This window comes from Citrobacter sp. RHBSTW-00599, from assembly GCF_013784065.1.
GTDB classification, from domain to species: Bacteria; Pseudomonadota; Gammaproteobacteria; order Enterobacterales; family Enterobacteriaceae; genus Citrobacter; species Citrobacter braakii.
Map to the genome: position 1 here is coordinate 4,033,564 of NZ_CP056717.1, position 12,711 is coordinate 4,046,274.

Sequence of the window (12,711 nt, forward strand, 5' to 3'; positions counted from 1 at the left end):
ACTTAGTAGCGGAAATGAATTTTCCCTTCCCCAGGAAAGTTTCCAGGTAAAAGCCAGGTCGCTGAAAGCACAACACCGCCGGGTGGCGGTGTTGGAAATGACGTTAAGTCAGGAATTACTGCAGCAGGCTGGAAACCATGCTGGACATGCTGTTGGACTGCTTCAGCATGGTGATGCCGGTTTGCATCAGCACCTGTTGCTGGGTCATGTTGGACGCTTCCGTCGCGTAGTCGGTATCCATAATGTTACCGATCGCCACTTCAGTGTTGTCCTGCATGCTGGTCAGGTTAGCTGCGGTATCGTTCAGACGGTTGATAGATGCACCCAGTTTGGACTGGATCTTAGACACGTCGTCCATTGCAGTCTGGATAGTAGTGATCATCTGGTTTGCAGAACCAGAAGCGGTCAGCTCAGTACCACCGGAAATGCCTGCAGAACCGGTCGCATCTAACTGATCAGCTTCGAAAGAGTTGCTAACGCTTTTTAAATCGGTAACCAGAGAGTCCAGTTGGCTGGAGATATCAACGGTCATGGTGTCAGAAGATTCAGCACCAACCTGGAAGGTTACCGCCCCCTGGAACAGACCGTCTTTGCCGGTGTTGCTGGTACCGGAAACACCGAACAGGTTGGTGCCGCCGTAAGTGGTGTTCTGCAGCATATCGGACATCTGCTGACCCAGTTCGTCGTATTCGTCCTGCATCGCCTGCAGATCTTCGTCGTTGTAGGTTCCGTTCGCTGCCTGAGTGGACAGGTCTTTCATACGGCCCAGTACGTCGGTCATTTCGTCAAACATGCTGTCTGCAGTTTGCAGCATCGCAGTCGCGTCCTGAATGTTGCTCAGCGCAACGCCCATACCGCTGGACTGCGCAGTCAGACGGTTGGCAATCTGTTTGCCCGCAGCATCATCTGCAGAAGAGTTAATACGGTTACCTGTCGCCAGACGTTCCATAGAAGTAGACAGTGATGCGCTGCTTTTGTTGATAGCGTTAACAGCGGACATTGATGCGGTATTAGTATTAATCGATAACATGGTACTGCTCCTTGGGAATAATCGTTTTCGTTTCGATACTCTGTAAAAACGACCACCCCTTCGGAAAACTTAAAGCGCTGCAGAAAAAATTTTTACGCCTTGCACAACATCGTTAACGCGAGAGATAAAACGTCTCTCACCTCTATTTTAGCTTTCCGTGCTCCGCATCCAAACACTCAACGCATAAGGAAGATCTCAATCAAGATTTAATTAAAAGATTATTAGAAATATCTAATAATGACCTGTTCGATTACACATCTGATATGTTAACCTTATGATAAAGATAAGATTATACTTAGATTAAAATGTTTTAAAGCGACTGGTTATAACTTTATTTTACATTTGGTTGCAAATGCCCTGTATTTTTATATTGTGAGTCTCAGACACTTTCGCTACATTTCCAATCCTCTTTTGCACAGCATAAAAAACACTCAATACCGATTTACCTGCTGTTTCTCAGGCAGAAGACATCTCAATTTCTCCAGAATTTTAATGCACTGATTTTTAACGGTGTGACACCAGGGATATAAAAATCTTGCGCGGGTATAATAAACCATGAGTATTGTAGTCAACAATTGGCGGATGGACTCTTCGCTTAATGCGTTAATCCACTGTGAAACAGGTGAGATACGTCGCCTGGGCGAATACCATTTTATTCTGTTAGAGACATTAGCTAAAAATGCCGATGTTGTTTTATCTCGTTCATTTTTAATGACCGCTGTCTGGAAGAATCGCATCGTCGGTGGAAATAGTCTGCCGACAGCCGTTCACGCCCTGCGCGTCGCTATTGATGATGATGGTAAACAACAAGAAATTATAAAAACCATACCAAAAAAAGGGTATTTGTTTAATAAACTCTATCTAACTGAAATCATTGCTCCTAATGAAAATAAGGTTGATGACAGCGCCAGTGAGGTAACCGAAGAGAATGCTGAGGTAGTTGAAACCCTCGCGTCTGAGGAGCAACTGCCATCAACAACAACAGAAAAAATAACTTTAAATAACAGTTCATTACATGAAGTCAGCAAGAAAAAACTGGCAACCAAACATCATCCTTATCGGGCTGTTCTGATTACCTTGCCCGTTATCGTTGTCGCTCTGTCGCTGTTTGCACTGATCTCATATTTTAAAGCGCCGTCATCCACTAAAACGGAAGAAACTCCACAACTGGTTAAAGAAACGCTTGAAAATGCCAACCGTATTACGGTCTATCAACTTTACGATCCAGGTGAGAATAAGAAATCGTTATCGCTTGTTTCAAAACATATTCTTCCTGGTATAGAGCAAATCAATCAACTGTTGGTCGCGCATAGCGCCTCGATGACCCTTTATTATCGGGTCTCGTTGAACAAACTCGCACTTGATATTGTGATGAGCAATCAATGCAATGATAGTTGGCAGTTAGCACTAAGCTTTGATAACTGGCTAAATAAAGATAACGAAATGAATGGTATTTTAATTAAAGAAGTGGAGAAAATGTTAAATGAAATGCCAAAATGCAAATAATTACGCTTTTTATATCCTGGCTATTTCCTCCCTATTTTTTAGTTTTCTGGCCCATGCCCACATTGAGCACACGGTTATTGCCTATTATGATCTTAACGCCGGAAGGAATGCACATTACCAACTTATTCTGAGCCCACAGCACAAGGATACGGCCCTTACGCTCATCCCTTTGGAACATAATAACCAGGTTCCTTCAGTATTCGAGATCTCCACTTGCCTTAATCGTTCTACAGAATCATCTCAACAAGGTGAGCTTCATTTTAGCGATGCGAAAGCGGATAATAACGATCTCCGCTTATCTAATTTCAGTTCCTTTATTGTTGAGCATAACCTTCATACGTGGTGGATTCATTTAAACCCGCAGCAAAATTTGCTCTTCACTCAGGATGTAGGAGGCCTGTTAATCACAGACCCCTCGGCATTTACCTTTTCGACAACATCTTGTCAGCAGAATTAACTTAATAAGCTACGGACAGTCTGGCTGGAAAGCCGGGCTTGTCCGTTGACCGCCTGGGCTAAAACCTGATAGTTGTGATTAGCATGATCCAGTACCCCGCCCAGTGATTCAGATGCTTTAACCGCACTTTCTGCCTGTGGAAAACGCGCCATACCGTCAATCAGCTGCCGGGCCTTCTCCTGCTGCGCGGCCATTTGCGCGCGCTGATCGCCAATCGCATCCAGCGCCTGCTGCAATCCATCCTGAGTGCGGGAACTGCCCTGCGCGATATGTTGCAGAAGCTCATCTGAACGAGAGGGATCGGCAAATGTCTTTAGCAGAGTAAACGCCGAGGACTTCGCGTCAACATCACGTACGCTCAGAGTTTGTTGGATCTGCTGCCATTGCTTCTCCGTCGTGGAAAAGCTCAGCGCCCCCTGCTGATCGTGCACCTGTACACCGACACGGCGCAGCGCATTGCTCATCATCATTTTGTATTGACCAGGATCCAGATCCTCGCCCACCACCACCGCAGAGTGCTGCGTCTGCCGCCCGTCAGAAACACTGAACATGCGTGAACTTATCGCGTTTTTTTGCAGCATCTGCGCCAGTTCAGGCGAGTGAAAAGTGACGCGCGCCTCGCCCTGTAAAACCGGACGCAACTGCCTGTCGACCGCATCACCGGACAATGTTGGCCGTTTTTCCAGCCACTGGGTAAGTTCTGCCCCCTTCTGCTGCAACGTCTGTCCGCCGCGGCGAGAAGCGTGACGAAAGTCCAGCAAATGCTGCTCCAGTTGACCCAGGTAGTGGTCAGCCTGCTGCAGCGTGGTGAGCTGATCGTTAAGCTGCACGCTGTAGCGCTGAGGCCGGGTAGTAATAAGGGGTGAGGCCGGGTAATCACTCGCCGTTGCGGGTAACTTTTGACGGACAGGGGCATTCTGCGCAACGGTATGCTGCTGCACAGAAGGATTAAGCGCTCCGCTACCGGAGAGTGATGTTGTATTTAAACCGACCTGCATACTATTCCTGAGCTACTGCTAACTGTTAAATCACACTGAAAAGGTTTAACTCACTCACTTTGGAGTAGGTTTTTAAGGTGGCTTCCATCGCCATTTCCAGACCGGTAAAGGTAATGGAGGCTGGGCCATAATCCAGATCGCTCAACTGACTGATAAGCTGATCGTTGGAGGTAGTGATATCCGTCTGAGCACTGCTCAGCATGCTCATCGTATTCTGCGTTTCACCAATGGTGGCTATAGAGGCGTTGAGCGCGTCAGAGGCCACATCCACCGTATCAATGGCATTTTGAATATCGCTTTGCACCTGCGGATCGGCAGGGTCAACCGACGGATCCTGTAACTCTTTCGACAGCGACGTCAGAGTGTTCAGAACGTCGAGGCTATCGCCGAAGAAATCGCTGACTGCCACATTGGTATCAACCTCAACGCCATTGGACACCGTGGTCTGGCGATGATCGTCGTTACCCTGATAGGTATAACTGTCGGTCACCCCGTCACCGTCCTCATCTACCGCGACAATGGGCGGTTGATCGTTCACCGTCCCGCCAAACACATAGTGACCGTCTTCATCCTGATAATTCAGCGCCGAGACCATCGCTTCGGTCATCGACTGAATATCCTGCCCCAGGCTGGATAACGACTCGGCGGTGTTGGTGCCGTTGGCGGCCTCCAGCAGATCGTCGCGAATCGCTAACAGATCGTTATTCACGCCATCCAGAATAGACTCCTGCTGGCTCATCCCCGCCGAGGCGGAATCAATATTAGTTTGATACTGATCGAGAGCCGATTGCTGGCGGTTAAGCTGGGTGATTCGTGTCGCAGCGATAGGATCGTCTGACGGCAGCAGAATACTTTTCCCTGTCGCCATCTGCGTGACAACGTGGGAAAGATCGCTGGAAAGGTCGTTAAAACTCTGCGTCATAGACACATAGGATTGTTGGGTAGACACGCGCATGATAATAGCCCTCCAGATTAACTACACATTTCCAGCACAGAGTCGAAAATATCTGCGCCCGTTGAGATAACTTTGAGGTTGGCCTCGTAAATTTGCTGGTAGGTAATGAGGTTCACCGCTTCTTCATCCATGCTGACGCCGCTGACGCTGCTCTGCTGGTTCTGTGCTTCGGAGTACACGTTCGCTGCCGCTTGCGCTTCCGTCTGGTTTTGCTGGCTGTAAATACCGATGTTACTGATGATTGATGAACAGGCTTCGCCCACGGTTACGCTACCAAGCCCCTCGATATCTAACGGTTCGGTTGAGAGGTTGATCAACGCCTGCAGGTTATCGCTGTTGCCGCTTTCATCCGGCGAACTGGAAAACGCCAGCTCATCGGCGGTGATATCGGGGTTCACTTCCAGCGGACCATCCGATGAGTTTTCGTCATAAATAAACAGCGGCTCGCCGGGATTTCCGTTCAGGTCGTAGCCCTGCGCCAGTTGGGTGTTAACCGCATCGGCAAACTGCTCTGCCATGCTGTTAATCGTCCCCGTCAGTGGCGTCAGTACCTCATTCTGATAATCAAACAGCGCGCCCAGCGAGCCGCCGGTATCGGTGTTCATGGATGACGTGGTTCCGGCGAACGTCAGCGACATGCTCTGCGTGCCGTCGGCGTTGGTCTCCAGTTCGAGGGTGGAACTCTCTTGCCCGCTCACCAACGGCTGACCGTTTTGCAGCGTGACGTTGTAGTTACCTTCATCATCAATATTGACCTGAACATCCATAATGCCGCTCAGTTCTTCCACCATCTGGTCGCGGGCATCGTAGAGCGCAGACGCGTTATCCCCGTTGGCTTCGGCTTCAGTGATCTGCTGGTTGTAGCTGGCAATACCGCTGGTAAGCGTATTCACCTGCGCCACCATCGCCTGCTCCTGACTAACGATTTCACTGCTTTGCGAATCGATATAATCGAGGGTGTTATCCACGCGCAGCGCCAGCGCGCCGGACTCGCTGATCACCTGCTCACGCAGAGCAGAGTCATCCGGACTGGTGGTAGCTGCGTTTAGCGCGGCAAAAAAGTTGTCAAAGCCGCCGCTCAGGCTGCTGTTATCATCGCTGAGCACGGTTTCCAGCTGAGTTAAATACGTCTGCTGGGTGTTGTAATAGCCGTAATCGCTGGCGGCATACCAGACCTGGTTCACCTGATACTGGTTGGATACCCGGCGAATACTGTCCACCTGCACACCGTTACCCGCACTGTTCGCCGAGCCTGAGCTTGCGCCAATAGTACTGGTGACAGCCACCTGCCGGGTATAACCGTCGGTCATGGCGTTCGCCGTGTTTTGCGCGGTTACGTTAAGCTCCACCTGCGCAGTTGATGCGCCGCTGTAGCCAATGTTAATCATGTCCATCAAAGAGTCCTCGCCGGTCAGTTCCCCGGTCTGTCGTTAACAACCTTGCCGATTAAAAGCGGCGAAAAAACCTCAGTTCTTAAGCCGCCGCGCAACCTTTATCCTTTGTGATGCGGGGAGAGCTGTTTAACGATCATCGCCGCAATCCCAATACCGTGCTGCTGGGCCAGGCTGTTACATAACTGATCGTCGTAAAACCCCTGCATCATGCGCACCGAGTCGCTGTTAAACGGGTTATCTTTGGAGTCGAAGATCTCATTGGTTTTACGCATTTCTTTCAGCATGTTGCGTAAGAAAATGGCTTCAAACTGCTGGGCGGCTTTCTGCAAATCGTTATCTTTAATTTTCGGGCCCATTAACGCATCGCTACCGTCAATGCCCCCGCTATGATTCACTTTGATGTCGGCCATTAAATGACCTCCAGATCGGCATCCAGCGCCCCGGCTTCATGCAGGGCCTGTAAAATGGACATAATGTCGTCCGGCGTGGCCCCGAGACTGTTGAGCGCATTAACCAGCGTTTTCAGGCTGCTGGATTCAGGCAGCGTAATCATCCCCGGTCGGGCGTGATTCACCGAAATATTGCTCTGCGGCGTCACCGCCGTACGACCACCGGCAAAGGCATTCGGCTGGCTGACGTTGCTGCTTTCATTGATGGAAACCGTCAGGCTGCCATGCGATACCGCCGCCGCGTGCAGGGCAATGCCATCCCCCATCACCACCGTACCGGTACGCGAGTTAAACACCACGCGGGCGCGTACTTTTTCTGCCTGAACCTGGACGTCATCTAACTGAGACATAAAGGCAACGCGCGCGCCTGGGCTGGTTGGCGCGCGGACGCTGACGTTGGTCGAGCTTTGTGCCGTAGCAATGCCGCCAAACGAAGCGTTGATCGCCGCCGCAATGTTATTGGCATCTTTAAAGGAGGGACGTTTCAGATTAAGCGTAATGGTGTCACCCATCTGGAAATCGCTGGGAATTTCACGTTCGACCGACGCGCCATTCGGTATCAGTCCGGCTGTGGGGGTATTCACGGTCACGCTGGAGCCGCTAGCCCCGGTCGCGTTCATCCCACCCACCACCACGCTCCCTTGTGCAAGGGCATAAACCTCCCCATCTGCGCCGTGTAGCTGGGTGAGCAATAACGTACCGCCGCGCAGGCTTTTGGCATCGCCAATCGACGAGACCGTGACATCAATGGTCTGCCCACGCGAGTACATTGGCGGCAGCATCGCGCTGACCGCTACCGCCGCGACGTTTTTCACCTTCGGATCGATTTTACCCGGCAGTTGTACCCCGAACTGGCGCAGCATGTTGGTAATAGTTTGGTTCGTGAATTTGACCTGGTTTTTATCCCCGGTTCCGTCCAGCCCCACCACCAGGCTGTAGCCAACAAGTTGGTTTTCCCTGATCCCCTGGACGTTGACCAGCGACTCCAGAGATTGCGCCTGCGTAGTGCCGGGCAGCACCAGGCTCAGGGCGATAACGATGCCATTTAACGCCTTCATCCAGCGCCCGCTTATGTGTTGCATATTAAAATCCTGCATTAGATCGGGAAGAGAGGATGGTTAAACAGACGCGTCAGCCAGCCCGCCGCATTGGCATCGCTCAATGCGCCACGGCCTGCATAGGAGATACGCGCATCGGCAATGCGCTGCGATGAGACAGAGTTGTCGTTTTGAATATCATCAGCGCGCACCAGACCACTCAGGCGAATGTACTCATCCCCCTGGTTGAGGGTGAGCCATTTTTCACCGCGAATTTCCAGAATGCCGTTCGATTGTACCGAGTGCACCGACACCGTAATTTCGCCACGCAAACTGTTTTGCTGCTGCGAGGTCGCCGTCCCGTTGAAGTCGCGATTGGCGTCCACGGAAGCGGAAAGATTATCTTTGGTATGCCCAAAAAGAGTCGGTGCACCGATATCAACGGTATTGTTCTTGCCGAAATTGGTTTTCGCCTGTTTGCTCGACTGGGTGGATTCTTCCAGCATCACGGTCAGGATGTCGCCCACCCGATAGGCGCGGCGGTCCGCCGTCAGCGACCACTTGTAACCCGTTTCGAACACCCCTCCCGCGCGACCATCCGCCGTTGGCGGCAACTCGGTTTTGGGAGGAGCAAAGAATTCGTCATTTTTTTTGACCAGGAGGGCCTGCGATTCGCACCCGCTTAACAGGGGCAGCAGTACCACCAGCCAGAGATAATTTTTCACGTTCTGCCTGTTTACTTTAAATTTGCCGGATAAGGCGAAACCGCTATCCGGCATTTCACATTCTTGAATTACAGCGTCTGACTAATAAACTGCAGCATATCGTCTGCCGCAGAGACCATTTTGGCGTTCATCTCATAGGCGCGCTGCACGTTAATCATCGCCACCATTTCGTTGACAATATCCACATTCGAGCCTTCCAGCGCGCTGTCCTGCAAGGTGCCCAGACCATCTTCCCCCGGAATACCTTCCGTCGGTTGACCGCTGGCTGCCGTTTCCAGATACAGGTTGTCGCCTTCGGCTGAAAGGCCCGCCGGGTTGGCGAAGTTCACCAGCGTTAGTTGCCCCAGTTCGGTCGGATCGCTGTCGCCGGGCAGGATCGCCGTCACGGTGCCATCTTCGCCAAATGCCACGTTGGTCGCGCCAGCGGGAACATCAATTTCCGGTTGCAGCGGCAAGCCCTGGGCGTTGGTTAGCACGCCGTCGGCGTTAATCTGCATATTGCCGTCACGGGTATACGCAATATCCCCGTTGGCCTTTTGCACCTGCCAGAACCCCTGCCCCATGATGGCCACGTTCATCGCATTATCGGTGGTTTCCACATTCCCTTCGGTGAAGGTTTTTTGGGTTCCAACGATGCGCACACCGCTACCGAACTGCATTCCGGTCGGCATGATGTTGTTTTGATCGAGCATGGCGCCCGGTGCTTCCTGAGTCTGATAAAACAGATCCTGGAACATCACGCGGTCACGCTTAAAGCCCGTGGTGTTGACGTTGGCGATGTTGTTGGCAATCGCACTCATCTCAGCATCCTGCGCCGACAGGCCGGTTTTACTGATCCATAACGCTGCGTTCATAAAACTTTATCCCTGATTAAAGGCTACGACTCAGGAGCCGCGTAGCAGCCTGTTGCCGGAGTCGCTGAGATCTTCAGCGGTTTTCATCATCTTGATTTGCGCTTCAAACTGGCGGTTCATCGCAATGGACGACATCATTTCGCTCACCGCAGACACGTTACTGCCTTCCAGAAAGCCGCCGCTTACTTTGATGTTTTCATCGCGCTGGGCCGGTACGCCATCCGCCGTCACCAGCATTCCCTCGCTGTTTTTCGCCAGATTGGCGACCGGGATATCCACCAGCTTCAGCCGATCGATATCCATCGTGGCGGTAACATCACCGTCGTCAGGCGTAACCGAGAGCGTGCCGTCGCTGCCGAAAGAGGCAATCGCGTTCGGCGGCAAAATAATCGGGCCGTTATCTCCGAGCACCACGTTACCGTCGATGGTCAGCTGACCCTGATCGTCTTGCTGAATATTGCCGTTGCGGGTATAGACCTCGTTTCCGGCTTTATCCTGCACGGCGATATAGCCCGTCCCCTGAATGGCGACGTCCAGCGGGCGCTCGGTTTTTTCCGCCACGCCGGTGCTGTCATTGACGCCGCTGGGACTTTCCTTCGCCATAAAACGCGTATCAAAACCACCGCCCTTCACTTTGTCATTACTCGCCATCGCCATATCCGCGCGAAAACCATTGGTGTTGACGTTGGCGAGGTTGTTGGCGCTAATTTGCTGCTCTTGCAACGTCTGGGTGGCACCGCTCAGCGCGGTATAAATCAACCGATCCATTTCTTAGCCTTACATCGCCTGGAAGAGAGCCTGATCCAGCTGCGTACTGGTGGAAATCACCTTGGTGTTCGCCTGGTAGTTACGCTGGGCGGTCATGAGATTGACCAGTTCGTTGGTGATATCCACGTTAGAGCTTTCGAGCATGCCGGAGGAGAGCGTGCCGCAGGAGCCGGAGCCAGGCGTACCTATCAGCGGCGTACCGGATTCGCCCGTCTGTACCCAGGCAGTACCGCTCACTGCTTCCAGTCCGTTCTCATCCGGGAAAGTGGCGAGTACAACCTGGCCCTGCAGCATGCGCTCACCGTTGCTGTAGGTGGCGTACACTTTACCGTCGTCATCGACCTGCACGCCGTTTTGCGTTGCCGATGCGTATCCGGTCGCGGAATTGGTGGTAACCGAGAAGTCAGAGCCGTACTGAGTACAATCGGAGTAGTCAATCGTCATTGAAATCGGTGCGGCTTCATCGGTGGTGAAGGTGATGGTTTGCGGCGTGGTTGGAGCCGTCAGCTTGCCGGTATTTGGGTCGAAGGTCAGCGTAGTCGGCGGTACACCGCTCTGCGCTTCACCATCAAAGGTGTATTGCACTTCCCAGGTGTTATCCGCCGTTTTAGTAAAGTACTGGCTAACCGAGTGCTCATTACCCAGCGAGTCATACACGGTGGTGGTGTAGCTGTCGGTGTAGGTATCGCTGTTGTTGGCATCAAACGGCACGGTTGCGCGATCGATTGTTTCATCACTGGCGTCAAAGTTTGCCGTGAAGGTCATGCTGTCCGTGGCCTGCGCCGGGATGTTGCCGGTTTTAATCTGGATATCGGTAACGGTACCGGTTTGCAGCGTGCCGCTGTCATCAACCGGATAGCCTTGCAGGTAATCGCCGGACGCATTGACGATATAGCCGTTTTTGTCCGTCACGAAGGAACCCGCGCGGGTATAGGAGATGTTCCCGGCGCTGTCGCACATCACAAAAAAACCATCGTCGTTGATCGCCAGATCCAGCGCATTACCGGTTGAAACCATAGAGCCGCCGGTGGAGATGCTTTGTGCCGAACCCGCCACGCTCACGCCCATCGCCTGCGTTCCGGCATACATGGCGGAGAACTGGGTGGTCATCGATTTATACCCGACCGTCCCGGAGTTTGCGATGTTGTTACTGATGCCATCAAGCTGTTCGTTGACGGCGTTCAGTCCCGTCGCTGCAATTTCATAACTCATTGTTTCTTCCTGTAATGTAAACGAGATCAGATCACGGTGTTGCTGTCGGCGTTATCGCCGCCGTCGTCAGTATCCGGCGGCGTGATGTCATCAGTGCTGTCCGGAACGCCAAACTGGGTGATCATGGTGAAAGGCACTTCGCCAACGCCGTCAACGTTGAGCACTGGCGTGCTGCCATCGAGCGGAATACGCACATCTTCCACCGTTCCGGTCACCTCAATCGGCACTTCCTCTTCTCCGGTATTGGTCACCACGGATACGCTGTAATCGCCCGGCGGGATGCCGTAATCCGCAGGATTGATGTCGAAATCAACCTGGCCGGGCCCGACGGAGGTTTCACCTTGCGGGATCAGCGACACGGTGTAGTCATCACCGGCTTCATCGGTAAAGTGCAGATCCACATCGGTACAACTGTCATCCAGCGTCACGCGTCCCTGGATTTCTTTGCTGTTGTCTTCGATATCCAGCGAGGTGGTTTGCACCATGATGTCGTCGCCGACCATATTCCCCAGCGCCATCACCTGAATGTTGCTCATCAGTACGGCGTTAGTGTTTGCCTCAACGCTCATCTCTTCCATCATGGCAACCTGCGCCATGGAGGCGAGCTGATCGATATAGGCCGTAGGATCGGTTGGATCGGTCGGGTCCTGGTTTTCAATTTCAGCCACGAACAGCGTCAAAAACGTATCAACCGCGGACGTTTCGGTGGACGTTGTCGTGGTTGGAGTACCGCTTGTCCCGCTGGTATTCGTTGTTGACGACGTTGAGGAAGAACTGCTGTCTCCCAGATTGCTGCTTTGCGCCGTAGCGCCGACGTTATTTTCAGCCACCGCCGTATTCTCCGAAGAAGGAGCCTGCGCCTGAGATTGGGCATACAGAGTCAGGGTATTCATTACACTTCTCCCAGTTTGAGTAAGCTTTGCTGCATACTTTTGACGTTATTCAGCACATCAACGTCGGTTTCAAAATCACGTGAGGCGGACATCATGTCGGCCATTTGCTCGACCACGTTGACATCCGGATACCAGACGAAACCGTTCTGGTCCGCCATCGGGTGATGCGGCTCATAACGCTTCACCGCCCCGCCGCTTTGCATAACGTCCTGTACCTGTACGCTGGCACCATCAATGGCATGGCGGTTATGCCCACCCATCAGGCTATTGTGGTAAACCGCAGCAAAAACCGGGCTGCGCGCCTTATAGGCCTGCGCCTCGCTGCTGGCGGGAGATTCCGCATTCGCCATGTTGCTGGCGACGGTATTCAGACGGATGGTTTGCGCCGTCATTGCCGAGCCGGAAATCTGGTAAATATCAGTAAACGACATGG

General features: G+C 52.4%; 14 protein-coding genes. 2 read left to right on the top strand and 12 right to left on the bottom strand.

Annotated elements, in window-relative coordinates; genetic code table 11:
- Positions 1 to 115 precede the first annotated feature (115 nt).
- Positions 116 to 1,030 (bottom strand): lateral flagellin LafA, encoded by a 915-nt coding sequence (gene lafA / locus HV243_RS19740; RefSeq protein ID WP_053389947.1) that lies wholly within the window; start codon positions 1,028 to 1,030, stop codon positions 116 to 118.
- Between the two features lie 555 nt (positions 1,031 to 1,585).
- On the opposite strand from lafA, the gene HV243_RS19745 reads away from it, so the two are divergent.
- Positions 1,586 to 2,536, top strand: coding sequence for a winged helix-turn-helix domain-containing protein (locus HV243_RS19745; RefSeq protein ID WP_053389946.1), 951 nt, complete (start codon positions 1,586 to 1,588; stop codon positions 2,534 to 2,536).
- Positions 2,514 to 2,993: a hypothetical protein gene (locus tag HV243_RS19750; RefSeq protein WP_016151851.1), complete on the top strand. Its 480-nt coding sequence runs from the start codon at positions 2,514 to 2,516 to the stop codon at positions 2,991 to 2,993. The genes HV243_RS19745 and HV243_RS19750 overlap by 23 nt, the downstream gene beginning before the upstream one ends.
- Here HV243_RS19750 and HV243_RS19755 read toward each other — a convergent pair.
- The 11 genes from HV243_RS19755 to flgC form a co-directional block, all read right to left on the bottom strand.
- Positions 2,990 to 3,991 carry a hypothetical protein gene (locus HV243_RS19755; protein ID WP_016151850.1) on the bottom strand — a complete coding sequence of 334 codons (1,002 nt, stop codon included), beginning with the start codon at positions 3,989 to 3,991 and terminating at the stop codon, positions 2,990 to 2,992. The genes HV243_RS19750 and HV243_RS19755 overlap by 4 nt on opposite strands.
- Before the next feature lie 25 nt (positions 3,992 to 4,016).
- Complete coding sequence (gene flgL, locus HV243_RS19760; protein ID WP_019076091.1) at positions 4,017 to 4,946, bottom strand: flagellar hook-associated protein FlgL; 930 nt, start codon at positions 4,944 to 4,946, stop codon at positions 4,017 to 4,019.
- Positions 4,947 to 4,963: 17 nt separating this feature from the next.
- Positions 4,964 to 6,340 carry a flagellar hook-associated protein FlgK gene (gene flgK, locus HV243_RS19765; RefSeq protein WP_047357628.1) on the bottom strand — a complete coding sequence of 459 codons (1,377 nt, stop codon included), beginning with the start codon at positions 6,338 to 6,340 and terminating at the stop codon, positions 4,964 to 4,966.
- A gap of 98 nt (positions 6,341 to 6,438) precedes the next feature.
- Complete coding sequence (locus HV243_RS19770; RefSeq protein ID WP_029139422.1) at positions 6,439 to 6,741, bottom strand: rod-binding protein; 303 nt, start codon at positions 6,739 to 6,741, stop codon at positions 6,439 to 6,441.
- Positions 6,742 to 6,749: 8 nt separating this feature from the next.
- Entirely contained in the window at positions 6,750 to 7,871 is a 1,122-nt protein-coding gene (locus HV243_RS19775; protein ID WP_016151847.1) for a flagellar basal body P-ring protein FlgI, read from the bottom strand.
- A gap of 14 nt (positions 7,872 to 7,885) precedes the next feature.
- Positions 7,886 to 8,551, bottom strand: coding sequence for a flagellar basal body L-ring protein FlgH (flgH, locus tag HV243_RS19780; RefSeq protein WP_029139421.1), 666 nt, complete (start codon positions 8,549 to 8,551; stop codon positions 7,886 to 7,888).
- Between the two features lie 68 nt (positions 8,552 to 8,619).
- On the bottom strand, positions 8,620 to 9,405 hold the full coding sequence (flgG, locus tag HV243_RS19785) for a flagellar basal-body rod protein FlgG (protein WP_019076088.1): 786 nt from the start codon (positions 9,403 to 9,405) through the stop codon (positions 8,620 to 8,622).
- A 30-nt stretch (positions 9,406 to 9,435) separates the two neighbouring features.
- Complete coding sequence (locus tag HV243_RS19790) at positions 9,436 to 10,173, bottom strand: flagellar basal body rod protein FlgF (RefSeq protein WP_016151844.1); 738 nt, start codon at positions 10,171 to 10,173, stop codon at positions 9,436 to 9,438.
- Between the two features lie 9 nt (positions 10,174 to 10,182).
- Entirely contained in the window at positions 10,183 to 11,385 is a 1,203-nt protein-coding gene (gene flgE / locus HV243_RS19795) for a flagellar hook protein FlgE (protein ID WP_019076087.1), read from the bottom strand.
- A 26-nt stretch (positions 11,386 to 11,411) separates the two neighbouring features.
- Positions 11,412 to 12,278 (bottom strand): flagellar hook capping FlgD N-terminal domain-containing protein, encoded by an 867-nt coding sequence (locus tag HV243_RS19800; protein WP_046275407.1) that lies wholly within the window; start codon positions 12,276 to 12,278, stop codon positions 11,412 to 11,414.
- Positions 12,278 to 12,709: a flagellar basal body rod protein FlgC gene (flgC, locus tag HV243_RS19805; RefSeq protein WP_016151841.1), complete on the bottom strand. Its 432-nt coding sequence runs from the start codon at positions 12,707 to 12,709 to the stop codon at positions 12,278 to 12,280. Before flgC ends, HV243_RS19800 begins: the two co-directional genes overlap by 1 nt.
- Positions 12,710 to 12,711 lie beyond the last annotated feature (2 nt).

Coding starts and splice junctions, on each gene's coding strand:
- lafA (WP_053389947.1), bottom strand. CDS start 1,030: ATGTTATCGATTAATACTAATACCGCATCAATGTCCGCTGTTAACGCT.
- HV243_RS19745 (WP_053389946.1), top strand. CDS start 1,586: ATGAGTATTGTAGTCAACAATTGGCGGATGGACTCTTCGCTTAATGCG.
- HV243_RS19750 (WP_016151851.1), top strand. CDS start 2,514: ATGAAATGCCAAAATGCAAATAATTACGCTTTTTATATCCTGGCTATT.
- HV243_RS19755 (WP_016151850.1), bottom strand. CDS start 3,991: ATGCAGGTCGGTTTAAATACAACATCACTCTCCGGTAGCGGAGCGCTT.
- flgL (WP_019076091.1), bottom strand. CDS start 4,946: ATGCGCGTGTCTACCCAACAATCCTATGTGTCTATGACGCAGAGTTTT.
- flgK (WP_047357628.1), bottom strand. CDS start 6,340: ATGGACATGATTAACATTGGCTACAGCGGCGCATCAACTGCGCAGGTG.
- HV243_RS19775 (WP_016151847.1), bottom strand. CDS start 7,871: ATGCAACACATAAGCGGGCGCTGGATGAAGGCGTTAAATGGCATCGTT.
- flgG (WP_019076088.1), bottom strand. CDS start 9,405: ATGAACGCAGCGTTATGGATCAGTAAAACCGGCCTGTCGGCGCAGGAT.
- HV243_RS19790 (WP_016151844.1), bottom strand. CDS start 10,173: ATGGATCGGTTGATTTATACCGCGCTGAGCGGTGCCACCCAGACGTTG.
- flgE (WP_019076087.1), bottom strand. CDS start 11,385: ATGAGTTATGAAATTGCAGCGACGGGACTGAACGCCGTCAACGAACAG.
- HV243_RS19800 (WP_046275407.1), bottom strand. CDS start 12,278: ATGAATACCCTGACTCTGTATGCCCAATCTCAGGCGCAGGCTCCTTCT.
- flgC (WP_016151841.1), bottom strand. CDS start 12,709: ATGTCGTTTACTGATATTTACCAGATTTCCGGCTCGGCAATGACGGCG.